The following is a 24,506-nucleotide window of genomic DNA, read 5'->3' as shown; positions in this document are numbered from 1 at the left end:
GCAAAAGCGTCTATAAGCTAGCTCCTAGAGCACTCCTAATCTATGAAATGGAAAAGAGGCCTATCGGCCTCTTTTCCTAATGCTATTCACCAAATATGTCCTGATAAAGCATGGCTTGACGAAGAGCTTGAGCGTCGCCACCTAGTTGATCCACCAACTCATAGGCAAAGGCCAAGGCAGAGGCTGGCCCTCGACTGGTGATCACTCTATCATCTACCACTACCGATTCTTTGACATAGTGTCCATCTGTAATCTGCTCTTCGAAACCATCATAGCAGGTATAGGTTTTGTCTGCTAGAAGCCCTGCTTGAGCCAAGGCAATTGGCGCCGCACAGATGGCCGCCACTAGCTTACCTTCTTGATGGTGGTGCTTGAGCGCACGCACTAAATCTTCTTGGTCTCGCAAGGTGGCGGCACCCGGCATGCCACCAGGTAGCACCACCGCATCATAAGGGGCCAAGCTAAGTGGCCAGACCTGATCCATTTCCACCGTGATAGCATGGGAGCCTCTTACCGACTTAGCCCATCCTACCATATCTACTTGAATCTGAGCACGTCTTAAGACATCCACTACGGTCAAGGCTTCGATTTCTTCAAAGCCAGGTGCAAAAATTACGGCAACTTTAGCCATTAGCCTACCCCTTTCTCAGAAAATGTGTCTGAACTTACAGTTAAACTAGTCTTCCAAACCAGGAATCCGGTGGAAAATTTTATCAATATTGACTAAATGAACTTCCAACTCGAAGCAGGAGTCAAGTGTTGCGGCATCCATAGTTGCTTGGATGGTTGGGTCTTCTTGCAAGAGTTGCTTGAAAGGAATGGCCTCGAACCATGACTTCATAGCCAGCGGTTGTACCAAGTCATAGGCCTGCTCACGAGCAAAACCGTATTTCTCAATCAAGGTCGACATGGTCCGCTGAGCGAAGATGACACCATGAGTGGCATAGATATTTTTAATCATGTTATCTTCGAAAATGGTCAGGTTTTGGATTACCTTAGTGAAGCGCGCTAACATGTAATCTAAGAGGCTAGTTGCATCCATAGATAAGATACGTTCCGCACTAGAGTGGGAAATGTCCCGTTCATGCCAGAGCGGAATGTTTTCGTAGGCTGCCATCATATAGCCCCGCATGATACGGGCACAACCCGCCATGTTCTCACTTGACCAGTCATATTTTCAGAGCCGATTGGATTGCGCTTATGTGGCATAGCACTGGACCCTTTTTGATTTTTGGAGAAGAACTCTTCTGCTTCTCGCACCTCGGTCCGTTGGAGATGCCGAATTTCCACACCAATTTTCTCAATCGAACTCGCGATTAAGGCCAAGGTGGCATAATAATCAGCATGCCGGTCCCGTTGGAGGGTCTGAGTAGACACATGGCTAGACTCAATACCCAAACTTTGGCAGACATAGTCTTGAACTTCTGGTGGCGTGTTGGAGAAAGTCCCCACAGCCCCTGAAATCTTACCGACTTCTACCATCTTACGAGCAGCCTTGAACCGTTCAATGTGTCGATTAAACTCATCATAGTAGAGGGCGAATTTGAGCCCGAAGCTAGAGATATCGGCATGTACCCCATGGGTCCGACCAATACATGGCGTGAATTTATACTTGAGCGCTTTTTCCTTGAGGGCAGCTTGGAAATCTAAGAGGTCTTGATAGAGAATGTCATTGGCTTCTTTATAGAGGACACCATAGGCCGTGTCTACAACGTCGGTTGAGGTCAAGCCATAGTGGATCCACTTCTTCTCAGGACCCAAGTAGCTGGAGACATTGCGGGTGAAAGCTACGACGTCGTGCTTGGTTTCTTTTTCTAATTCTAGAATACCTGCCAGGTCGAAGTCGGCCTTTTCAAAGAGAGCCTGGACATCTTCTTCAGGGACTACACCCAAGGTTGACCAAGCCTTAGCGGCATATAGTTCAACTTGGAGGGCTGCCCGCCAACGATTTTCATCACTAAAAATACTGCGCATGGGTTCGCGACTGTAACGTTCTAACATCTTGTAACTCCTTTACTTGAGTCTGTGCTTATAATGAGCGATAGCCGATGTCCTGACGGTAGAATAAATCAGGACAATCAATCTTCTTAATCTCATCATAAACTTTCTGTCTAGCGCTGGCAAGTGTGGTCCCCTTGGCACAGACAATGAGGACACGTCCGCCATTTATTGTCAGTTCATTCTCTACCTTGCGGGTCCCCATATGGAAGACCGGTAGACTTAGCTGATCCAAGCCCTTAATGACGCTACCTTTAACACTGGCTTCGGGATAACCTTTGGCGGCTAAAACCACACCAATAACCGCATCTTGATCCCATTCCAAATGGAAGTCCTGGCCATCAATGACGGCATTGGCCACCTGATAAAGGCTAGACTTGAGTTGTAGAAGGAGCACTTCGCATTCTGGATCCCCAAAACGAACATTGAATTCAATGGTTTTGACGCCATCGGCACATTTCATTAGGCCAGCATAGAGGATGCCATAGAAAGGCATGCCTTCTTGAGACATGGCATCTACCATAGGTTGCACGACTTGTTCTAGGCCTTGAGCAACATCCTGGTCGCTGATATGAGAAATAGGCAGATAGGCTCCCATGCCTCCAGTGTTGAGACCACGGTCACCATCTAGAGCCCGTTTATGGTCTTGGGCCACCTTCATAGGCACGACCTTGCGGTCTGACACAAAACACATGAGGGAAAATTCTTCCCCTTCTAGGAATTCTTCAATAACGACGGAGCCACCTGCGTCAGCAAATTTAGCTTCTTGCATCATGGCTTTGAGGGCCTCTTGCGCTTCTTCTTGGTTCTGGGCGATGATGACCCCCTTGCCCGCGGCTAGGCCATCGGCCTTGAGGACAATAGGAGTGGCCTGCTGAGCGAGATATTGTTTGGCTGCCTCATAATCGCTAAAGCTCTCATGCTTGGCTGTGGGAATCTGGTATTTGGCCATCATCTGCTTGGAGAAGACCTTGCTGCCTTCTAGCTGAGCCGCTTGAGCAGAGGGACCAAAGGCCCGAATACCGGCTGCTTGAAGGCGGTCTACGAGACCGTCGACTAGATAGACTTCCGGCCCTATGAAGACCAAATCAATGGGCTCCCTCTGACAAAAAGCAATAAGCTCGGGTTCGGTCAGAGATAGACAGGTTCCAAACTCCGCCACGGCTGGGTTGTCACCCAGGAGAAAAACTTGATGACCTTCTTGGTGGAACTTGTAAGCTATGGCATGCTCACGTCCACCGGCACCTACTACGACTACCTTAGCCATCTTAGTGTTTAAAGTGGCGTGTGGTCGAGAAGACCATGGCCACACCTTTCTCATTGGCTACATCAATGGAAGCTTGGTCCTTGATAGATCCACCAGGTTGCACTACTGCGCTGATGCCATAGTCAGCTGCAATTTCAAGGCTATCAGGCATTGGGAAGAAGGCATCTGAAGCTAGTACTGCTCCCTTAGCCTTGTCGCCAGCCTGTTCTAGGGCTAGCTTAGCCGCCCCAACCCGGTTCATTTGCCCGGCGCCAATGCCTAGTGTCTGGCCATTCTTAGCCACTACAATGGCATTGGACTTGACATGCTTGACAATTTTAAGACCAAATTCTAAATCAGCTTTTTGGTCCTCACTTGGGGCAAGATGGGTTACTTGTCGCCAGTCTTCTGCTAGGGCTTGGTTGGCATCTTGAATCAAGAGACCACCACGCACACTCTTAATTTGAGGCTGCGCCAGGTTGCCACCTTGTGGAATTTGGTAGAGACGCAGATTTTTCTTTTTCTTAAGCAAGTCTAAAGCTTCTGCCTCATAGCCTTCAGCTAGAATAATTTCTAGGAAAATGGCATGTAATCGCTCTGCGGTCTCCAAATCTACCACCCCATTAATGGCAACTATCCCACCAAAGATAGAGACTGGATCCGCCTCATAAGCCTTGTCAAAGGCTTCCTTGACACTGCTTCCTAGAGCTACCCCACAAGGATTCATATGTTTCACCACCACACAGGCTGTCTGGCCTTGAAACTCATTAAGGATATCCAAGGCAGCGCTGGCGTCCTGAAGGTTATTGTAGGACATTTGCTTGCCGTGCAGTTGAGTAGCTGACTGCAGGGTGTAGCTTTCGGCTTGATCGCTGACATAGTGCCAAGCCTTTTGGTGCGGGTTCTCACCATAACGTAAGCTATCTTGAAGCTTGTAAGACAAGGTCAAAATATCTGGCACTAAGTGATCGGCTTGATCAAAGTAACGGGCAATGGCTGCATCATAGGCTGCTGTTCTATGATAAACCTTAATGGCTAGGCGTCGGCGAGTGGCTGTAGACACCTGCCCCTTCTCAGCTAATTCTGCCAAGACAGCCGGGTAGTCAGCCACGTCACAGATAACCGTCACATCTTGATGGTTTTTGGCTGCTGAGCGCAACATACTTGGGCCACCAATATCGATATTTTCAATCACTTCTGCTTCCGTCACGCCTGGTTTCTTGACTGTTTCTTCGAAAGGATAGAGATTGACACAGACTAAGTCAATATAATCAATTTGATTTTGACTAACTTGCTCACGATGCAAATCAGAGTCACGTTTGGCTAAGAGGCCACCATGGATAGCCGGATGCAGCGTTTTAACTCGGCCTTCCAAAATTTCGGGAAAACCAGTGACAGAGGCTACATCCAAGACTTCCAGCCCGGCATCTTTCAGATAGGTGGCCGTCCCACCCGTACTAATTAACTCATAGCCAGCAGCCACTAGGCCCTTGGCAAAGTCTAGTAAGCCTGTCTTGTCGCTAACACTTAATAAGGCACGCTTTTTACTCATATTGCCCTCCTTCTCATTCTTGGGTTAATAATTGATAGACGACCTGAGGTAGCAGTTCATGCTCCAAGTCGTGAATACGTTGCGTTAATTCCTCCAGGGATTCATCCGCTGGATGTTGGAGACTGGCTTGGGCAATGACCTGGCCACTGTCTAACTCTTCATTGACATAGTGGACACTAATCCCAATTTCACTATCGCCTGCCCGATAGGCCTGTCCAATGGCGTCTACTCCCTTGTATTTTGGCAACAAGGAAGGATGTAAGTTAATCATGGGCCCCTTGTAATGCTCTAATAGGTAGGGAGAAACAATCCGCATATAACCTGCCAAAACAATCAGGTCAACTGGCTCAATAGCCTCTAGAATGGCTGCTTCAAACTGGGCCTTGTTGGCATAATCCTTAGGACTAAAGACAAAGCAGTCGATGCCACGGCTTTGGGCCTTGGCCACAACTGGCGCGCCAGGCTTATCACAGACTAATTTGCTGATAATCATGATTTCTTTCAATCGGTCGTCGTCGGCTAGCGCTTGAAAATTAGACCCGGTCCCTGAGGCAAAGATAGCAACGCGTTTTTTGGCTTGGGTCATGAGATAACAATCCCTTCTTGGTCAGTTACTTGGCCTAAAACAAAGGCATCCGGCAGGAGGTCCAAGACGGTTTTAACATCTTCAGGCTCTACTACAAAGGCTAGACCAACTCCCATATTGAAGACATGGTACATTTCCTCCCAGTCTACCTGTCCTACTTGACTCAAATAGTGGAAGATTTCTGGCACTTGATAGGCCTTGCTATCAAGGCTCATACCCAGTCCGGGTGCCAAGCAACGAGGTAGATTCTCATGAAAGCCACCTCCCGTAATATGAGCGATACCGGCTACTTTGACTTGGGCCATAACGGCTTCCACTTCCTTGGCATAGATACGCGTAGGCGTTAGGAGGGTCTCACCTAAGGTCGAGTTGCCAAAGGCTGACTTGAGGTCTAAATCATGGTCGCTAATAATCTTACGAACAAGCGAAAAACCATTTGAATGGACTCCACTTGAAGGGAGACCAACTACAACTTGACCAGCCCGAGTATTGTCAGGAGAAAGTAAGAGTTCCTTCTCTTGGGCCCCTACACAGAAACCCGCAATATCATACTCGCCGTCTTCATAGAAACCTGCCATCTCTGCTGTCTCACCACCTACAATGGCACAGCCAGCTTGGACACAGCCATCGGACACACCACTGACAATAGCTTCGATTTGCTCTGGATAGTTCTTACCTACCGCAAGATAATCTAGGAAGAAGAGTGGTTTAGCTCCTTGGGCCAAGATATCGTTTACGCACATAGCCACCACATCAATCCCAATAGTGTTATGGATATCAAGCTCAAAGGCCAGCTTGAGCTTGGTCCCTACCCCATCGGTCCCACTTACTAAGACGGGATTTTTGAAATGATAGGCGCTCAAATCAAAGCAGCCACCAAAACTCCCGATGGAGGCTAGCATGCCCAAATTTTTGGTTCTAGCCACATGTTTCTTAATACGTTCGACAGATTCATAACCGGCTTCAAGGCTCACGCCACTGGCTGCATAGTGTTTACTCATGTTGGGCCTCCTTTTTGGCTAAATAGGCTTGTTGGATAGGGGTCAGCGACTCATAAAATTGCTGCTCATAATCGTGTAGACCGGCTACATAGTCAGCAGAGAAGCAGTCCATACAGAGGCCCTTGTTAGGACCTTCAGCCTCTAGGCCAATCGCGTCTTTGAGCCCTTCTTCACTGAGAAAAGCCAAGCTATCTGCATTAATGAGCTGGCACACCTCCTCCAAACTATGGTTGGCACAAATCAATTCCCCAGAAGTCGACATATCGATGCCGTAGAAGGATGGAAAGAGAATAGGTGGCGCCGCAATCCGCACATGAACTTCTTTGGCGCCTGCCTCCTTAAGTAATTGGACAATCCGACGCGAGGTAGTCCCCCGCACGATGGAGTCATCTACCATGACTACTCGCTTGCCGCCCACAATAGATTTGACCGCAGAGAGTTTCATGCGAACCCCTTGCTCCCGCAATTCTTGAGTAGGTTGAATAAAGGTCCGGGCTACATATTGGTTCTTAATCAAGCCCATTTCATAGGGCAGTCCGGATACTTCAGCATAGCCGGTTGCAGCTGAGAGTGATGAATTAGGCACCCCAATGACCATGTCGGCTTGGGCAGGGGCTTCTTGGGCTAGGCGACGACCGGCACGTTTCCGAGTGGCATGGACATTCTGGCCGGCAATGACTGAGTCAGGTCGAGCAAAATAGACATATTCCATGGCAGTAACAGCAGGCGCTTGAGGTACCGCATAGGCTTCAATCCGAATGCCTTGGTCGTTGATGACAACATATTGACCGGCCATAATATTGCAGACGAACTCTGCCCCGACCACATCAATGGCGCAGGTCTCACTGGCGGCAACATAGGCCCCATTTTTCATCTTGCCGATTACTAAAGGGCGCAAGGCATGCTGGTCTACCGCTCCATAGAGGGCATCCTTGGTGACAATCAGATAGGTAAAACCACCACGCAGTTGATTGAGGCCCTCTTGAAGTTTACCTTCGAAGGTCTCCGCTTGGCTGTGGCGAATGAGGTGAACCAAGACTTCCGTATCAGAGGAAGAATGGAAGATGGCCCCCCGCTCTTCAAGGCGCTTGCGTAATGCACGGGCATTGACCAAATTCCCATTATGGCAAATCCCCAAATCCATATCATAGAAATGAAAGAGAAAGGGTTGTACATTCTCAATATGGTTAGTGCCAGAGGTAGAATAACGGACATGGCCAATGGCCCGATCACCTGACAAACGATCCAAAATGCTGTCATCACGAAAGACCTCACTGACTAAACCATGGCCCCGATGATTATCCAAACCTTGACTAGATCCGGCTACAATCCCAGCCCCTTCCTGGCCACGGTGTTGGAGACTATGGAGACCAAAGTAGGTCACATGGCTAGCTTCGGGATGGTTCCAAATCCCGAACACCCCACATTCTTCATTAATTCCGCGCATTTTCTAATCTCCCTAATACTTCCTTGTAGGCTGCCATGACATCACCTAGATCGCGTCTAAAGCGGTCCTTATCTAACTTGTCTCGGGTATCCTTGTCCCAGAGTCGACAAGTATCAGGTGAAATCTCATCGGCTAGTATAATCTGTCCGTCGCTAGTCTTACCAAACTCAATCTTGAAGTCCACCAAAATTAAGTTGGCAGCTAAGAACAAGTCTTGTAGGGCCTGGTTAATACGAGCGGTTAAGTCCTTAATTTGCGCTAGTTCCGCTTCCGTCACTAGTTCCAAAGCCACTGCATGGTCATCATTGATAAGGGGGTCGCCAAGCGCATCATTCTTATAGCTCAACTCAAAGACTGGTTTAGCTAATTGGCGCCCTTCTTCTAGACCATATTTCTTAGCCATGGAGCCTGCCACGATATTCCGGGTAATCACTTCTAAGGGAATAATGGTTACATGGCGGCAGACTTGGTCGGTTTCATTGACCTGCTTAATAAAATGAGTTGGGATGCCTTGCTCTGCTAGATAGGTAAAAATCAAGCTGGTGATGGCATTGTTGAGTTTACCCTTGTCATCAAATTCTTCCTTCTTAACCCCGTTAAAGGCAGTGGCACTATTCTTATAGTGAACATAGACCTCTTCAGGATTACCGGTATCAAAGAGTTGTTTAGCTTTGCCTTCGTATAAGAGTTTCATGGTTTATTTTCCTCCCTTAAAGTAGCGAACTCCATTTGCAAAGATGGATTGCTGACCTGGAATTGTATTGGTCTTATAAAGTCCTTGATGATAACGTTCGCTGTGACCCATCTTACCCAGAATCAGACCATCAGGGCTGACTAGGCCTTCGACGGCTAGCTGTGACCCATTAGGGTTAAAGCGTCCGTTTAGCGTTGCTTGACCGTCATAGTCACAATATTGGAAGGCTACCAAATCTTTGAAGGCTTCTAAGGACTCGCCAACCAGTTTCCCTTCCCCATGACTAAAGGCCACTTCGTGCAATTGGCCTACTTGGAAGCCTTGGGTCCAAGGCGAACGAGTAGAGGCCACACGGGTCACGGCTGTAGTTGAAATATGACGGTAGGAATCGTTGCGATAGAGGGTTAAGTCGCTAGGTGTTAGGTCTTTGATTTGACCATATGGCAAGAGACCTGACTTAATAAGGGCTTGGAATCCATTACAGATACCCAAGATTAACTTCTTGTCAGCCAAATGGGCATGGATGGCAGCTGTCACTTCAGGATGTTTGAGGAAGTTAACGATAAATTTAGCTGAACCATCCGGCTCATCCCCACTTGAGAAACCACCTGGGAAGAAAATAATGTGGCTAGCTTTGACAGTTGCGACAAAGTCTTTAACAGAGGCTTCAATATCGCCAGGTCTTTGGTTACGAATAACCACTGACTGGGCCTTGGCCCCCACTTCTATAAAGGCCCGCTCACTATCGTATTCACAGTTGGTACCCGGAAATACAGGGATAACCACTTGAACTTGATCCACATATTCTGGATAGGCATAGACTTGGTCTGACTCTTGCGCCAAGTTCTCGGTCGCGCCTGCCTCTTGGTTTTGGTAGAGAGGATAGATGTCTTCTAGTGTTTGCGTGTAGGCTTGGTAAAGTTGATCATAGCTGAAGGTCAACCCATTCACTTGGTAGTGACCTTCTGCTTGAACCTGGCCTAGGTAGGTGAAGTCTGCTAGCTCCCGCGTGCTTTCAATAACCAGAGAAGCTACATCAAAGTTAAGCGCATTGACAGACTCAATCTCAAAGCCCAAACCAGCTCCCAAGGCCATCTTAACCAGGGAGGCAGTTAGACTGCCCTCTTCTTGGACGTAAGCAGAGACGACACTTCCCTCTTGAATGAGGGCATGAACTTTCTCATAGTTTGTCATCGTGGCTACCAAGTCTGGATAACCTTGGTCATCGCGAATGACTGGCACATGATAAAGTTTGTTACCCTCTGACTTGAGTTCTGGCGTGATAATGTCGGCAATTTTGACCGGCGCACAAGCAAAGGAAATCAAGGTTTCCACGACATTCAAGTCGTGGAAGGTCCCCGACATGGAGTCCTTACCCCCAATACTTGGGCGTCCAATCGCTTCTTGGGCTACTAGCGAACCTAACAAGGCTTGCGTCACCTTGCCCCACTTAGCCGGGTCTTGGCCCAATTTTTCAAAGTATTCCTGGAAGGAGAAGTAGAGCGATTCCTTGGTCCCGCCGACGGCATAGACCTTGGCAACTGATTCTAGTACGGCATAGATAGCTGACAAGAATGGGGAGTAGTGAGAAATTTTAGGAATGAAACCATAGGTCAGGATGGTGGCTGTGTCACTAGTTGAATGTAGAGTTGGCAGTGCTTGGACACTGGCTTGAACAGGCGTTAGCTGGTGCTTACCCGCAAATGGCATCAAGACCGTGCTATTACCAATTGAAGCATCAAATTGTTGGGCCAAGCCCTTTTGGCAAGTCACATTCAAACTAGCTAATTCAGCTAAGACCGCTTCCTTACTCACTTGCTTAGCTAGGAATGGATTGGCGCCCGCATTATCGACTAGGCGTGCCTTGGCATGTTGGCGAACCCCGGCCGTCGCAAGGAAATCAGCTCCCATGTCTACGACCTTATCTTGGCCATAGAACATTTCCAGGCGACGACGGTCTGTAATGGTAGCAACATGGGCATACTCAATATTTTCTGCCCGGCACATGTCAACAAAGGCTTGATAGTCTGCTGGGTCAATGGCTACTGCCATACGTTCTTGGGACTCGCTAATAGCTAGTTCAGTTGGATTCAAGCCTTGGTACTTGGTCAGAACCTTATCCAAATGAATTTCAATGCCTTCGGCCAATTCACCAATGGCTACACAGACCCCACCGGCACCAAAGTCGTTACATTTCTTAATTAATCGGGTTAACTCTGGACGGCGGAAGAGGCGTTGTAACTTACGTTCTTCAGGAGCGTTCCCTTTTTGTACTTGGCTAGCTGCGGTCTCTATGGAATCACTGGTATGTTCAACGGAAGAGCCACTTGCCCCTTGGATACCATCGCGCCCCGTGCGACCCCCAATCATGACTACAATATCGCCAGGAACTAGGCTTTGGCGTTGGTAGTTACCCACCTTGACCGCCCCGACCACAGCCCCTACTTCCATATGTTTGGCTACATAAGAATCATCATAGAGTTCGCGGACAAAGGTAGTAGCCAGGCCGATTTGGTTCCCATAGGAGGAATTACCGTGGGCTGTCCCAGTCGAAATGGTCACCTGAGGTAGCTTACCTTCTAGGGTTTCTTCCCTTTTTTGCAAGATATTGCCACTACCGGAGACCCGCATGGCTTGATAGACATAGGAACGACCCGATAGTGGATCCCGGATGGCCCCCCCTATACAGGTTGAAGCGCCCCCGAAAGGCTCAATTTCAGACGGATGGTTGTGAGTCTCATTCTTAAATTGAACCAGCCATTCTTCTTCCTTCCCTTGATTATTGACGGTCACGAAGAAGGAGCAGGCATTGATTTCTTCACTGACTTCAATGGCTTGGTCTTTCAGAACTCGAACATGGTACTTGCCCATGATGCTAGCCATATCCATTAAGGTCATAGGCTTGGTAATCCCTAGCTCACCCCGAATTTTTACATAGTAATCAAAGGCTTCCTGCATTTGTACTTGGAACTTATCAGAATTAATGATGACTTGATCTAAGACTGTTTCAAAGGTGGTGTGACGGCAGTGGTCGCTCCAGTAGCAGTCTAAGACATAAATTTCCGTCTCAGTTGGATCCCGTTTTTCGCTGACAAAATAGTCCTGAATAAAGCGTAAATCCTCTAGGTTCATGGCCAGGGACAAGTCAGCCTTTAGTGCCAATAGTTCTTGGTCGCCAAAGTTACCAAAGCCGCTTAAATCCTTAAGTGGTTTAGGTTCAGAGTCAAGCGAGAATTCCAATACTGACAAGTCCTTAACGCGCGCTTCAATTGGGTTAACCAAATACTTCTCTACTTGAGCTAAGGCTTGAGGGCTCAAGGCCTTGTCAAAGGTAATCAGTTTACCGCTACGAACCAAGACTTTGGCTTCCTGATTAAGAAGGGCAATAGCTTGTATGGCAGAGTCTGCCCGTTGATCATATTGGGCTGGCAGGACTTCATAAGCTAGGTAGTGGCCAGGCACTAGGTCTATCTCTTCATAGACTTGGTCAATCATGACTTCCGAGAAGACAGAAGCCTTGGCTTGCTCATAAGTGATAGAGTCGATGCCATAAATATCATAAATGACATAGACATGTAAGTCCTCTAAGCCCAAGCCGTACTCACCATTCAGCTTATCCATGAGTTGGCTAGCTTCCTGTCTATACTGCTCACGCTTTTCAACAAAAATTCGCTTATCCAATGAAGGGTTCCTCCAATCTAATATGTCCTGGGAAATTAATATGGCCAATCTTACGGTCCTGACGCGGTTCCTTCTCATAGAGATGTAGGTGGGCTGGTAGCTCTTGAATCAGCTTGAGGAAGTAGCTCAAGTCCTGACCTAGGATGTTATAGAGGGTAGTTGCTTGATTCTGAATGGGCCCAACTTCTAGTCCACAAATAGCTTCAATATGGGCTCTAAACTGGGACTTATTGGCGGACTGCATGGTGATGTGGCCCGAATTATGGACCCGTGGCGCCATTTCGTTAAAGATGACGCGCCCCTGGGAAATGAAGAATTCAACCGTTAGGACACCATAATAATCAGCCGCCTCTAGAATACGACGGGTGTAATCAATGGCTTGCGCTTCCTGTTCTGGACTTGCTGTCGTCGGGACAATGGACCGGTAGAGAATGTTATTTCGGTGCTCATTTTCAACGACTGCCACGATACCAATACCCGTCCGGTCCTTGTAGGCCACCACAGAGATTTCCTTATCCAGTGGCACCAGACGTTCTAGCAAGGTGTAGGGTTGAACCTGACTGGCCTCTGTAATCCGACTTTGGCCCTTGCCATCATAGCCAAAGCGCACGGTCTTCATGAGATAGGTACCGTCTACTTGGACGCCAGTCGTGTCTCCATCTACATACTGGTAATCAACTGTTTCGATACCCAAGGAACGGGCAAACTCCTTCTCTAGCAAGCGATGTTGCGCGGTCTTGAGTAGGCTCGCGCTCTGCACAATATGGTAGTCTTTTTCTAGTTCAGCCAGGAGGTCACTGTCAATATTCTCAAACTCAAAAGTCACGACATCCGAGATATGGCAGAGGCGCTCTAATCCATTACGGTTATCAAAATCTGCATGGATGAAGGTGTCAGCAAAGTGACGGGCACAAGCATCTTTGCTTGGGTCCAGAATGGCGATCTTATAGCCCATTTCCTTAGCGCTCATAGCCAGCATGCGACCTAGCTGACCGCCTCCAATAATGCCAATAGTTTGGCCGGGTAAAATTATCTTCATAGTGTCATCTCTTCCAATACTAGGCGTTCTTGTTCTAACTTAAAATCTTGATAAACTTGGGCATAGCTTGGATCCGTCATGCCTAACATAGCCAAGGCACTGACGGCCGCATTTTTTGCCCCGGCCACTCCAATGGCCATGGTGTTGACGGGCACTCCATAGGGCATTTGGACGATGGAATAGAGGGAATCAAGGCCGCTTAGAGTCGAAGACTTAATGGGTACACCAATAACCGGCAAGGTTGTCATAGACGCAACCATCCCCGGTAAATGGGCAGCCCCTCCTGCTGCAGCGATAATCAATGAATAGCCGGCTTGTCTTGCTCCTTGAGCAAAGCTAACCAGCAAATCTGGTGTCCGATGGGCACTTACGACCTTCTTATCATAAGGAATCCCGAATTGATCCAATAATTGACAGGTTTCGACCATGGTGGCGTAATCTGACTTGGACCCCATAATGACTGCTACTTTTACCACACTAACACCCTTTCTCTAGGCAAAGCTTCTTAAGTCCTATCTACCCTTATTATAGGATTCCTAGCTAGCAAATAAAAGTCCTATTCGAACTTTGTTATCATTTGTCAACTTAACGTTCGTGTTTGCTTGTAGCAAAGTGATAAGCATAGAAAAAAGGCTAGGAAAATCTTCCTAGCCTGAGTGATGATAGTGAATTAGTCTTTAGGTAAGAGGACCTTACGAGACAAGTTGATTCGACCTTGGTTGTCGATTTCAATGACTTTGACCTCTACGACATCGCCAATCTTGAGCACGTCTTCGACTTGTGCCACACGGCGGTGTTCCAATTCAGAAATATGAACCAAACCGTCTTTGCCTGGTAAGACTTCTACGAAGGCACCGAATTTCTCAATGCGTTTAACTTTACCAGTGTAAACTTGGCCTACTTCAACTTCCCGAACTAAGTCTTCAATCATTTGACGCGCCTTGTTAATCATATCTTGGTCGCTAGACGCAATGGAGACATTACCCGTTTGGTCGATGTCAATCTTAACGCCAGTTGCGTCAATAATGCCGTTAATGGTTTCCCCACCACGACCGATGACCACCTTAATTTTATCTGGGTTGATTTGGATGATATCAATCTTAGGTGCGTATGGGCTCAATTCCTTACGAGCTTCTGGTAAGGTAGAGACCAATTCATCCAAGATTTCTAAACGAGCCTTCTTAGCTTGCGTCAGAGCTTCGGTTAAGATAGCTTCAGTAATCCCTTGAATCTTGATATCCATTTGCAAGGCCGTAATCCCGGCAGCTGTCCCGGCTACCTTGAAGTCCATATCGCCTAGGTGGTCTTCAAGACCTTGAATATCAGTTAAGACTGTGTAGTCTTCCCCTTCCATGACCAAGCCCATGGCAATCCCTGCAACTGGCGCCTTAATTGGCACACCTGCATCCATGAGGGCCAAAGTGCCGGCACAGATACTTGCTTGCGAAGAAGAACCGTTAGATTCCAAGACTTCAGATACCAAACGAATGGTGTATGGGAAATCTTCTGGCGCAGGAATCACTTGTTTGAGGGCGCGTTCACCTAAGGCACCGTGACCAATTTCACGACGACCTGGGCTACCTACACGACCTGTTTCGCCGACAGAGAAGTTAGGGAAGTTGTAGTGGTGGATGAAACGTTTGCCTTCTTCAATACCTAAACCGTCGATTACTTGGTGCTCACCGAGCGGTGCCAAGGTAGCAGCAGTCAAGACTTGGGTTTGTCCCCGAGTGAAGAGACCAGAACCATGAACTCGTGGCAAGAGGGCGACAGAAGAGCTCAATGGACGGATTTCATCGATGCGACGACCGTCTGGACGAACACGTTCCTTAGTGATGAGACGACGAACTTCGTCCTTCTCTAAGTCGTGTAAGGCAGTGGATACGTCCTTCATGAGCTGATCATAGTCATCACGATCAGCGTAAACTGCTGCAAAGAATTCAGTTGCTTCTTCCATAACAGCGTCAACAGCGGCTTCACGCGCTTTCTTCTCTTGGGTTTGGATGGCTTGAATCATGCGAGACTTGTAGCGTTCCCCTACTTGAGCCGCCACTTCTGGCGCCACTTCTGCCAAGGTAAACTCGAATTTCTCTTTCCCGATTTGAGCGACGATTTCATTTTGGAAGGCTACCAACTCCTTGATGGCAGCATGACCTTTGAGTAAGGCTTCTAACATATCTGCTTCTGATACTTCTTTGGCAGAAGATTCCACCATGTTGATGGCAGTCGCCGTACCGGCAACCGTTAATTCAATGTCAGATAATTCTGCTTGGGCAACCGTTGGGTTGATGACAATCTCCCCATTGACGCGCCCTACGTTAACACCGGCAACAGGCCCGTCAAAAGGAATATCTGACACAGCCAAGGCCAGGGAAGCCCCTAACATAGCGGCCATTTCCGGGGTGCAGTCTTGGTCAACTGATAAAACGGTGTTGGTAATTTGGATTTCATTACGAACGCCTTCTGGGAACATTGGACGTAATGGACGGTCGATTAAACGACTAGTTAAGGTTGCCGCTTCAGATGGACGGCCTTCACGCTTGATGAAGCCCCCTGGGACTTTACCGACCGCATACATTTTCTCGATGTAGTGAACAGTTAGCGGGAAGAAGTCACCGGTCCCGGCTTTCTTCGAAGCAACGGCTGCAGATAAAACCACGGTGTCGCCGTAGCGAACCAAGACAGCGCCGTTAGCTTGTTTGGCTAATTCGCCAATTTCCACAGATAGCGGACGGCCCGCTAAAGTTGTAGAAAATACATGTTTGTTTGACATGGAATGTCCTCCTTATAAATTGGGATTACTCCCTTGATATGGAACATGACTAATCAAATAAGAACTGGCCAAGCCGCCCTGCCCGGCTCTTATTTGGTTAGCACATATTCCATGGTAAAGCTCTAAAAAAAGAAGGCGGCCGTAGCCGCCCTGCTACCAAAATTAACGACGTAAACCTAAACGTTGGATTAATTCACGGTAACGTTGAATATCTTTCTCACGCAGGTAAGAAAGCAAGTGGCGACGACGCCCAACTTTCTTCATCAAACCGCGGTAGGAATGATAGTCTTTCTTATGAGTACGGATGTGGTCAGTTAAGATATTGATATCTTCAGTTAAAACCGCAACTTGTACTTCTGGAGAACCAGTGTCCCCTTCGTGAGTAGCATAAGCTTTAATGATTTCATTTTTACGCTCTTTTGATAATGCCATCTCAGTTTCACCTCTTTCCGATATAGTATCCCACAAGCTAAGTAAAACGTTGGTGATTCGTTAAACTGAGCCGGGGTGTTATAAGTAGCCGAACATCGATAAAGCAACAAACGACCACGTCTCTAAATATACGATAAAAGCTAGGAAAAATCAAGCCCTAAGGCAGGAAAATAGGCTAAAATTTAAGGTCTTATCTTAGCTTGCATGGCGACTTTGTTATTTCATATATTACGGCTTTGACCTAGCACAGCCCCATGTGAAAAAAGAGATTACAGATATCCTATGATTGGGTTAAGTCTCCATAAAATGGGCCTTTTAGTCTAACTTCTATGCTATGATGGTCTCATCAACAAGCAAAGGAAGCGTGATTATGAAATTAACACTTAAAAGAACACTGCTCTTAACATCAGCAGCGGCTTTACTCGCACTCCCCTTGACTCCAGCTCAGGCCCAAGAAGCCTCCCAATGGACGCCTCGGACGGTCAGCCAAATTAAAGAAGATATTTCCAAACAAGCTGACAAACTCAGCTATACAGTTCAATATGGTGACACCCTCTCAGCCATCGCAGAAGCCCTTGAAATCGACCTTCAAGTTTTGGTTTCTATTAATGAAATCGCAGACGCTGATTTGATTTTCCCAGGTACTGTCTTAACGGCTAACTTAGATGGTAACCGCAAAGTAACCAGTCTGGAAATTCAAACCCCAGACCAAGGTCAGGAAAGTCCTAGTGTTCGGGCTGACTTGACTCAAAATACCATCACAATTGATGGCCAAACTAGCCAAGTAGATTTTAACCAAAACCAGGCGACTGCCCCAACTAACCCGCAAGCACAAGCTCTTGTTGAGGAAAGTCCTGTCCAAAATCAGGAAGCTGCCAGCCAAGACTTGTCTCCGGTCACCCAAATTCCTGGCCAGCCAGAGGCTGTTACGCCAGCTCAACCGACAGCTACTAGCCCTCAAACGCCAAATAACCAAGTCAAGCCAACCAATCTTGACAAACCAGCGACGCCTCAAAGTCCTGCTAAGCCAGAAAAACCAGCTCAAACTCCTAATCAAGCCAATGCTGATCAAGCCCCTGTCATCGGCGACGATGTCAAGGAATCAGGCTTACCAACCGTTCAAGAAGAAGCTCGTCCTCAAACGCCTACTCCGGCTAACCAGCCAGAAAAAGACGCGACTGACGCTGCGCCTGCAAATCCTTCAGAAGTAAATCAAACCAATACTCCAACAGATGGCCAAGAAAGCCCACAAAGTCCTAGTCAGCAAGCTGAGGCAAACCCAACAGTTCAAGAGCAAACTAGTCAGGAGCAAGCAGCTCAAGACCAGACAAGTCAAGAGCAGCCAGCTCAGACCCAGCCTGCTCAAGACCAAACGACTCAAGAGCAGCCAGCTGCAACTGACTATGCTGCCCAGGCGGCTGCCAACCCAGCCAACCAAGGCTTACAGCCAAAAGTAGCTGAGTATAAGGAAAAAGTAGCAGACAAGTTTGGCGTAAGCAACTTCAGCCTCTACCGTCCAGGTTCTAACGATGACCATGGCAAGGGCTTAGCCGTTGACTTCGTAGTCAACGATAATACCGAGCTAGGTGACCAGATTGCCAACTACGCCACTTCCGATATGGAAAGCAATGACATCAACTATGTTATCTGGAAACAACGTTTCTACGCTAACTATGATAGTTACTATGGGCCAGCTAACACCTGGAACCTAATGCCAGACCGTGGTGGAGACACAGCCAACCACTATGACCACGTCCATGTTTCTTTCAACCCTTAAGCTTCTAAAGCTTTCGACCTCCTCCAACCACCTAGCCAAGTAGGTAGAGCTAGGTGGTTTTTCTAGGCAGAAAAAAAATTCCCATTATATCATATATGATATAATGGGAATTTTTGCTTATGGGTAAATACGGTTGAGCAAACGTGGGAATGGTGAGGTTTCACGGATATGTTCAATCCCTGATAACCAAGCCACTGCCCGCTCCAAGCCAAGACCAAAACCAGAGTGTGGCACAGCGCCATACTTACGAAGGTCAAGGTACCAAGCATAGGCAGATGGATCTAAGTTATAGGCCTTAATATTTTCATCTAAGGTCTCAAAGTCCACAATCCGTTCAGAACCCCCAATGACTTCACCATAACCTTCTGGTGCAATCATATCCGCACATAGAACAGTACGTGGATCTTCTTCATTAAGACGCATGTAGAATGGCTTAATGGCCTTAGGATAGTTGACGATGAAGATTGGACGGTCATACTGGCTAGCAATGAAGGTTTCGTGTGGTGAACCAAAGTCATCGCCCCATTGGATATCATCAAAGCCATTGTCGTTCAAGAGCTTGATGGCATCCGTATAGCTAATACGTGGATAAGGTAATTTGGTGTATTGTTCCAAGACTGCCACATCACGGTTCAAGGTCTTAAGAGCTAGTTCACAGTGATCAATCACATTGCGAACCAGGTGAGCCACATAACGTTCTTGGAATTGTAAGTTTTCCTCGTGTTCTACGAAGGCTAATTCAACTTCCATCATCCAGAATTCAATCAAGTGACGACGGGTCTTAGATTTTTCAGCCCGGAAGGTTGGCCCGAAGGAGAAGACCTTACCGAAAGCCATAGCCGCTGCTTCTAGATAGAGCTGACCAGACTGTGAAAGGAAGGCATCTTCATCAAAGTACTTGGTGTGGAAGAGCTCAGTGGTCCCTTCTGGCGCAGAACCCGTCAAAATTGGTGGGTCTACCTTAATCAAGCCTTCTTGGTTCATGAACTCGTAGGTTGCCCGGATAATTTCGTTACGGATTTGCATAATGGCATGTTGCTTAGATGAACGAAGCCAGAGGTGGCGATGGTCCATCAAGAAGTCAGTCCCGTGTTCTTTTGGTGTGATTGGGTAGTCATGACTTTCACCAATGACTTCAATGTCTTGAACCAAAAGCTTATGGCCTAAAGCTGAACGAGTATCTGCTTGAATCTTACCAACTACCTTCACACTGGTTTCTTGGTTAAGCCCCTTAGCCAAAGCGAAGGTTTCTTCGCTGACATCGGCCTTGACCACAATGGCTTGGAAATAAGCGGAGCCATCACGCAATTGTAAGAAGGCAATCTTCCCACTGCTCCGTTTGTTAGTCACCCATGCCTTGATGATGACCGTTTGATCGATATAATCTGCTGCTTGACGCATGGTAATTGTCTGCATTCTGCCTGCCTCCATAGTCTTGTCTTAAATATTCTCGATTTTTTGTAACCAGGACCCATCCTGCGCATTGAGGTAGTAATAGGTCAAGGTATTATTATCATTCTTGATGGTGATTTCCCAGACGGGCGTGTCTTTGATCATGCCCAAACGCGCCTGCATAATCTTATAATTCTCATTGTCTGCTAAGGCAATGGCCTTGGCATCTTCTTCTGAAATAATCTGATTTGGCGTGTAGTAATTAACGGTCCCACCCTCACGTTTCACAATCGCATAACGTTCTTGGCCACTGTCATCCACAAAATCCAAGGCAAAGTAAGCCTCAGAAATGGTCGTCCAGTAGAATTTTTTGACGTCTTTGACAGTGTAGTCCGTCTCAATCAATCGCACAGCTTCCTGTTGAGCTTGGTGCGATTTGGCTTGGCTTGAATAGAAGACCCAAGCAAAGATGAGAAAGATGATGAGGAAAAAGAGCGTCAGTCCTGAGACCACTTTACGGTTTAACATACTTGACTCCTCCTGTCGCCACTTATCTGTACTATCATACCATAATTTCTCCAAAATTGCATGAATTTTTGGCTAGCTGACTAGGCTGGATTAGTGACTGGGCAAGATGGGAACCAGGTCAATGGCGGGCGCCAAGTATTCCTCAACTTTAGGGCTATAATAACGAGTCCAAACACGTTCATCTAGGAGATAGTAGTCCGCCTTGCAACTAGAGCTAGCGACTTGAGCCAACAATTTCTTAAGACGGAAAATCATTTGCGGTAGGGTCAGTTGATCAAAAGCCTGGTTATCTGATAAGCCAAGCACCTGACTTTGGCCTAGGGTCCGCTCATTGGTCAAGGAGTCAAATGGCAGACGGTCTAAGACTACTAAGAGCTGATCGACTGACAGAGTGAAGGACTCCTCTAGGAAGAGACGTCTGGGCACAATGACAATGGCCTTGTCATCGGCTTCGGCGCGGCGCTTAATTTTCTTAAGGCTGCCATTTTGTCCCTGACTATAAATCAGGTAGCCCTCTTCCAGCAGGGAACTTTCCCATAGGAGACGGTAGTATGTCTGAGCTTGGGCCTTGTTATTGGCAAGAATGAGAACGTGGCTAGCCCCCTTCTCGGCCAGATAATCCTTGATAAAGGCCAGCAATTGCTCGGCCTCTTCATAGCCCTGACCTGACTGGGCATAAGCCAATGGCACCTGGAGGGTCAGACCGTTGGCTTGACTTTGCTCAGGTAGGCTTAAGTAAGTGGCCCCCACTTGCCAGAAACGTGCCAGGCCATAGCCTAAAGGCTGGTCATACTGGCCGTCCGACAAGAAGGCAATCTGCTGGTACTGGCTTAGCTGAGGCAGGTGCTTGTTTCTCATAATTAAAGGCACCCGGCTAAGGGCCAATTGGTAGATTTGGCCATTGCTGACCTGGCCTTGAAGCCGTACATAGCTCCCCTCTGACTGCTTGGCTAGTAGTCGACAGGTCGTTGCCAGATGGCGGTAGGTCCGTTTTTGTTTGGCTGCTCGTTTGGCGGTTTTTAACCAGTCCTCTAGCTGCTGGCCTAAAGTCGCCAATTGAGCTATGACAGTCAAATAGCGGGAGCTGCCCTTGGCTAGGCAGGCTGTCCACCAGTCATTACTAGCATTACCTAAATCACTGGCTTCAAACTCTGCCCGCATACTTTCCAGCAGGTCATAGCTAGTGGCCAGGCAGGATTCGAGCTGGGCCTCCTCCTGACCTTGATCTAGTAAAGCCTTCAGCTCTACAAAGAGCTGGCTGGCATCCAGAGTAGTGCCTTCTTGGTCCACCAGGCCTTGGTAACTGGCCTCTAAATCTAGGACCAGGACCCGAGCCTGACCCAGAAAGGCCAGTGAGCTGTCAGCGACTTGCTTTAAGGACAGCCAATCTTTTTGGCTCATTAAAACTAAGTCTTTGGCTTTAAGCCCCTCCAGGTAACGGTGATAGCCCACCTTCTTACCCGTCTTAGCCACAAAATCATAGCGCCGCATGATCTGACTAATATCCAGTTCAGAGTTCAATTCATCCAAGCAACCGAACTGGCTGTTAGTCAACCAGACCAAGGCAGCCGCTAAAACGGTAAGCTCCTGTTGGTTGGCCCGGCTTAAATCAAATTCATGGCAGAATTGGTAGACCGAGGCCATATCGACAAACTGATAGGATGGTCGGTAAATGCCCGCCTCCTGACTGCTGACTTCTTGCCACAGGGCTTGCCAATGGCTGATTTGACCCTCATTTTCTAAAACTAACAGGGCCTTGTCCCCTTCTTGGCGCCAAGCATGGAGTAGAGCCAATGCCAAGCCTTGATGGTCCTGACGGGCCTGAGCTTCTAGCACTAAGGGTGATTTATCCTGACCGGCTTCTTGCCAGTAGGCTACCGCCGTTCTTTGCTTGGCGCTAATTAGGCTAGCATGACTAGCTTGGGATTGACTGTCACCCTGCCCTTCCGGCCAACTTACTTGGCAATAAAAGCTGTTAGCTTGGTTGAGAAATTGACTAGCTTGATAAGGCAAAGCCTTAAAAATTGCTTGCAAGGCCAGTTTAGTCCCATAGTCTAAATCCGCTGCCTGATGAGCCAAAACATCCAACAAATGGGCCGTCATCCGGGCATCCCCCAGGGCATCATGGGCGTCTTGGAAGTTCAATCCAAAGAACTGGCTCAAGTCCTGCAAGTTAAAACCTGGTGCCTGGGGCAGGAAGATTTTAGCTAACTGGACCGTGTCCAAGGCAGGTGGCTGAAAGTCCAAGCCTTGTTCGGCAAACTTGGCCTGCAAAAAAGTCAAGTCAAAGCCTAGATTGTGCGCCACAAAGAAACAGTCTTTGAGTCGCTCATACCAGAGACCTGCCACCTGGCTAAAGATCGGCGCATCCTGGACCTGGTCTGGTTGAATGCCTGTAATGGCCGTAATATGAGTGGGAATGTCTCGCTCAGGATTGAGTAACATACTGTGTTGGGCTAGGACTTGTCCATCTTCAATCAGGACAGCCCCAATTTGGATAATTTGATCACCTTGGTCTAGGTGAGAGCCCGTTGTCTCTAAATCGACAACCGCAATTCTTAGTCCTTTAGCTTTCAAGATAATCAGCTCCTAACGCTTGAGCTTGGGCCAAGAGGCCGGCTGGGTCATTAGCTAAATTCCCCATGACGACCTGGCGCTCCAGCTCCAAAAGTAGGCGACCAAGTCCGGCATTACCTCGTCTTAAGCCTAGCGCCTCCATGACCTGTTGCCCATTAATAGCCAAATCTGACCGACTGGCAAGTGGCAATTGGGCCTTAGCTTGGGTCAGTTGGTTTGGTTGAGTCAACCAGGCTTGATAGTAGGCATAGGTCTCGTAAATAGCCAAAACATGGGCTGGCATCTGATAAAGTTGCCAGGCATCCAGTGGGCCGGCTGCAAAGACTTGATCCAAGTCCAATAAGTCGCTGACGTCCTTAATGAAAGGATTGCTGTGCTTCCAGTCCCGCAAAAAGGCTCGCGCCTGAGCAGAATCCAAGCCCAAGGCCTTAACTAAGGCCCACCAAACCAACCGTTCGTCACGCGCTAGTCCTGCAGCAATTTGAGCAGCTAGAGTCTCATAAATCTGCTGCCAGGCAGCTAAGGCATCTACTTGCTCCATGCCCAATAAATAAGCGCAAAGGCCGGATTCAGCCAAGGCTTTATAGCTTGTCCCTAGATAGTCACCTTGCATGAGCTTACTGAGCTCAATCCGAATGCGTTCAATGGACACATAGGATAAGTTAGGGGCTAGTTGGCCAATAGCCTCAAAGGTCTGGGACTCAATCTCAAAGCCTAATTGGCTAGCAAAGCGCAGGGCCCGCATCATGCGTAGAGCATCTTCATCGAAACGTTCCAGGGCAGTCCCGACAGCGCGGATGATGCCGGCTCCTAGATCCTGCTCCCCACCGTGGTAGTCATAGACCCTGCCCAAGCGGTCTAAGGCCAAGGCATTAATGGTGAAATCCCGTCTCAGGGTGTCCTCGCGTAAATTGCGAACAAAGTTAACCTGGTCAGGTCGACGCCGATCACTATAGGTCCCCTCCGTTCGGAAGGTGGTAATTTCATAGTTTTCTTTTTTGTAGACCACTACAATGGTCCCGTGCTTCTTGCCCACATCAAATGTGACCGGAAAAATCCCCTGGATTTCATCCGGTGTCGCACTGGTCGCAATATCGATATCATGAATTTCCTTGCCTAAGAGGGCATCTCGGACACAACCGCCAACAAAATAAGCCTCATAACCATGAGACTCAATGGCTTCTAGGAGGGGCATGGCCGTCTGAAACAAGGGATTATTGAGATTAATAGTCTTGGTCATGCCCTTCTAGTTCCTCCAGTTGATTTAATAGTTGATTGACGAGATCAAAAGCTCCCTGATCTAAAGCTCGGTCGACCTGCTCCTTCAATTGCTTGCGTCTGACTTGGCGAGTAACCTGAGTCAGTCCCATTTCCAATTGATCCAAAAAGGCACTATCCTCAGGTAAATAATCCGGCTGAGTAAAGAGATCATAGCGGTAGAGGGTCGCAATATAGTCAGGAATATTAAGTTCTATATAAAAAGTGACGGGTTGAGCCCCTTGAGCATTGAGTCTCAGGTCATGGAAAGCCTGCTCACAAGAACTGTAGGATTTGCCTTCCTTATAGTAACGGAAAGGCACCGCCGTCTGCTCCACATAGGAGATATAGACACCGTGACTGGCATATTCGACTTGGTCCGAGAACTCAACATATTGAATATAATCAGGCTGAACCATTAAAAACTCTAAAAAGTAGTTAACCGTTGGGTTAGCATGCCGATAATGCTGCAAGAGCCAAGCAATAAACTGACGTTTACGTTGATGCTTATTAATCACCGTGTCTT

General features: G+C 47.8%; 18 protein-coding genes and 1 pseudogene. 1 reads left to right on the top strand and 18 read right to left on the bottom strand.

Going from position 1 to position 24,506, the window contains the following annotated elements; genetic code table 11:
* Window positions 1-82: 82 nt before the first annotated feature.
* From Q0339_RS07805 to rpsO, 13 genes and pseudogenes are all read right to left on the bottom strand, one after another.
* Window positions 83-631, bottom strand: a complete 549-nt coding sequence (locus tag Q0339_RS07805; protein WP_298078263.1) for a DJ-1 family glyoxalase III — start codon at window positions 629-631, stop codon at window positions 83-85.
* Window positions 632-676: 45 nt separating this feature from the next.
* A pseudogene (gene purB, locus Q0339_RS07800) lies at window positions 677-2,001 on the bottom strand (adenylosuccinate lyase).
* 28 nt (window positions 2,002-2,029) lie between these two features.
* The gene (purD, locus tag Q0339_RS07795) at window positions 2,030-3,310 is read right to left on the bottom strand and encodes a phosphoribosylamine--glycine ligase (protein WP_298078262.1); all 1,281 of its coding nucleotides are present in this window, start codon (window positions 3,308-3,310) and stop codon (window positions 2,030-2,032) included.
* Complete coding sequence (gene purH, locus Q0339_RS07790) at window positions 3,267-4,796, bottom strand: bifunctional phosphoribosylaminoimidazolecarboxamide formyltransferase/IMP cyclohydrolase (protein ID WP_298078261.1); 1,530 nt, start codon at window positions 4,794-4,796, stop codon at window positions 3,267-3,269. Before purH ends, purD begins: the two co-directional genes overlap by 44 nt.
* Before the next feature lie 13 nt (window positions 4,797-4,809).
* The gene (gene purN / locus Q0339_RS07785) at window positions 4,810-5,382 is read right to left on the bottom strand and encodes a phosphoribosylglycinamide formyltransferase (protein WP_298078260.1); all 573 of its coding nucleotides are present in this window, start codon (window positions 5,380-5,382) and stop codon (window positions 4,810-4,812) included.
* A complete protein-coding gene (purM, locus tag Q0339_RS07780) occupies window positions 5,379-6,383 on the bottom strand; it encodes a phosphoribosylformylglycinamidine cyclo-ligase (protein ID WP_298078259.1) in 1,005 nt (334 codons plus the stop codon). The genes purN and purM overlap by 4 nt, the downstream gene beginning before the upstream one ends.
* Complete coding sequence (gene purF / locus Q0339_RS07775; protein ID WP_298078258.1) at window positions 6,376-7,830, bottom strand: amidophosphoribosyltransferase; 1,455 nt, start codon at window positions 7,828-7,830, stop codon at window positions 6,376-6,378. Before purF ends, purM begins: the two co-directional genes overlap by 8 nt.
* Complete coding sequence (gene purC, locus Q0339_RS07770) at window positions 7,817-8,524, bottom strand: phosphoribosylaminoimidazolesuccinocarboxamide synthase (RefSeq protein WP_298078257.1); 708 nt, start codon at window positions 8,522-8,524, stop codon at window positions 7,817-7,819. The genes purF and purC overlap by 14 nt, the downstream gene beginning before the upstream one ends.
* Before the next feature lie 3 nt (window positions 8,525-8,527).
* Window positions 8,528-12,205 carry a phosphoribosylformylglycinamidine synthase gene (locus tag Q0339_RS07765; protein ID WP_298078256.1) on the bottom strand — a complete coding sequence of 1,226 codons (3,678 nt, stop codon included), beginning with the start codon at window positions 12,203-12,205 and terminating at the stop codon, window positions 8,528-8,530.
* Window positions 12,198-13,244 (bottom strand): ATP-grasp domain-containing protein, encoded by a 1,047-nt coding sequence (locus Q0339_RS07760; protein WP_298078254.1) that lies wholly within the window; start codon window positions 13,242-13,244, stop codon window positions 12,198-12,200. Before Q0339_RS07760 ends, Q0339_RS07765 begins: the two co-directional genes overlap by 8 nt.
* Window positions 13,241-13,720: a 5-(carboxyamino)imidazole ribonucleotide mutase gene (gene purE / locus Q0339_RS07755; RefSeq protein ID WP_298078253.1), complete on the bottom strand. Its 480-nt coding sequence runs from the start codon at window positions 13,718-13,720 to the stop codon at window positions 13,241-13,243. The genes Q0339_RS07760 and purE overlap by 4 nt, the downstream gene beginning before the upstream one ends.
* Window positions 13,721-13,914: 194 nt before the next feature.
* Window positions 13,915-16,017: a polyribonucleotide nucleotidyltransferase gene (pnp, locus tag Q0339_RS07750; protein WP_023390880.1), complete on the bottom strand. Its 2,103-nt coding sequence runs from the start codon at window positions 16,015-16,017 to the stop codon at window positions 13,915-13,917.
* A gap of 162 nt (window positions 16,018-16,179) precedes the next feature.
* Window positions 16,180-16,449, bottom strand: coding sequence for a 30S ribosomal protein S15 (gene rpsO / locus Q0339_RS07745; RefSeq protein WP_023390881.1), 270 nt, complete (start codon window positions 16,447-16,449; stop codon window positions 16,180-16,182).
* Between the two features lie 370 nt (window positions 16,450-16,819).
* On the opposite strand from rpsO, the gene Q0339_RS07740 reads away from it, so the two are divergent.
* Entirely contained in the window at window positions 16,820-18,226 is a 1,407-nt protein-coding gene (locus Q0339_RS07740) for a LysM peptidoglycan-binding domain-containing protein (protein ID WP_298078252.1), read from the top strand.
* A gap of 117 nt (window positions 18,227-18,343) precedes the next feature.
* Here the strand turns inward: Q0339_RS07740 and asnS are convergent, their stop codons facing one another.
* From asnS to Q0339_RS07715, 5 genes are all read right to left on the bottom strand, one after another.
* Entirely contained in the window at window positions 18,344-19,642 is a 1,299-nt protein-coding gene (asnS, locus tag Q0339_RS07735) for an asparagine--tRNA ligase (protein WP_298078251.1), read from the bottom strand.
* A 24-nt stretch (window positions 19,643-19,666) separates the two neighbouring features.
* On the bottom strand, window positions 19,667-20,146 hold the full coding sequence (locus Q0339_RS07730) for a PepSY domain-containing protein (RefSeq protein ID WP_070755377.1): 480 nt from the start codon (window positions 20,144-20,146) through the stop codon (window positions 19,667-19,669).
* A 90-nt stretch (window positions 20,147-20,236) separates the two neighbouring features.
* The gene (locus Q0339_RS07725; protein ID WP_298078250.1) at window positions 20,237-22,723 is read right to left on the bottom strand and encodes an exonuclease domain-containing protein; all 2,487 of its coding nucleotides are present in this window, start codon (window positions 22,721-22,723) and stop codon (window positions 20,237-20,239) included.
* Window positions 22,713-23,963: a CCA tRNA nucleotidyltransferase gene (locus Q0339_RS07720; RefSeq protein WP_298078249.1), complete on the bottom strand. Its 1,251-nt coding sequence runs from the start codon at window positions 23,961-23,963 to the stop codon at window positions 22,713-22,715. Before Q0339_RS07720 ends, Q0339_RS07725 begins: the two co-directional genes overlap by 11 nt.
* The gene (locus tag Q0339_RS07715) at window positions 23,947-24,498 is read right to left on the bottom strand and encodes a YpiB family protein (RefSeq protein ID WP_298078248.1); all 552 of its coding nucleotides are present in this window, start codon (window positions 24,496-24,498) and stop codon (window positions 23,947-23,949) included. Before Q0339_RS07715 ends, Q0339_RS07720 begins: the two co-directional genes overlap by 17 nt.
* Between the last annotated feature and the right edge of the window lie 8 nt (window positions 24,499-24,506).

This window comes from uncultured Abiotrophia sp. (assembly GCF_938010525.1).
Classification (GTDB): Bacteria; Bacillota; Bacilli; order Lactobacillales; family Aerococcaceae; genus Abiotrophia.
This window is presented reverse-complemented; position numbering and strand designations above follow the sequence as displayed.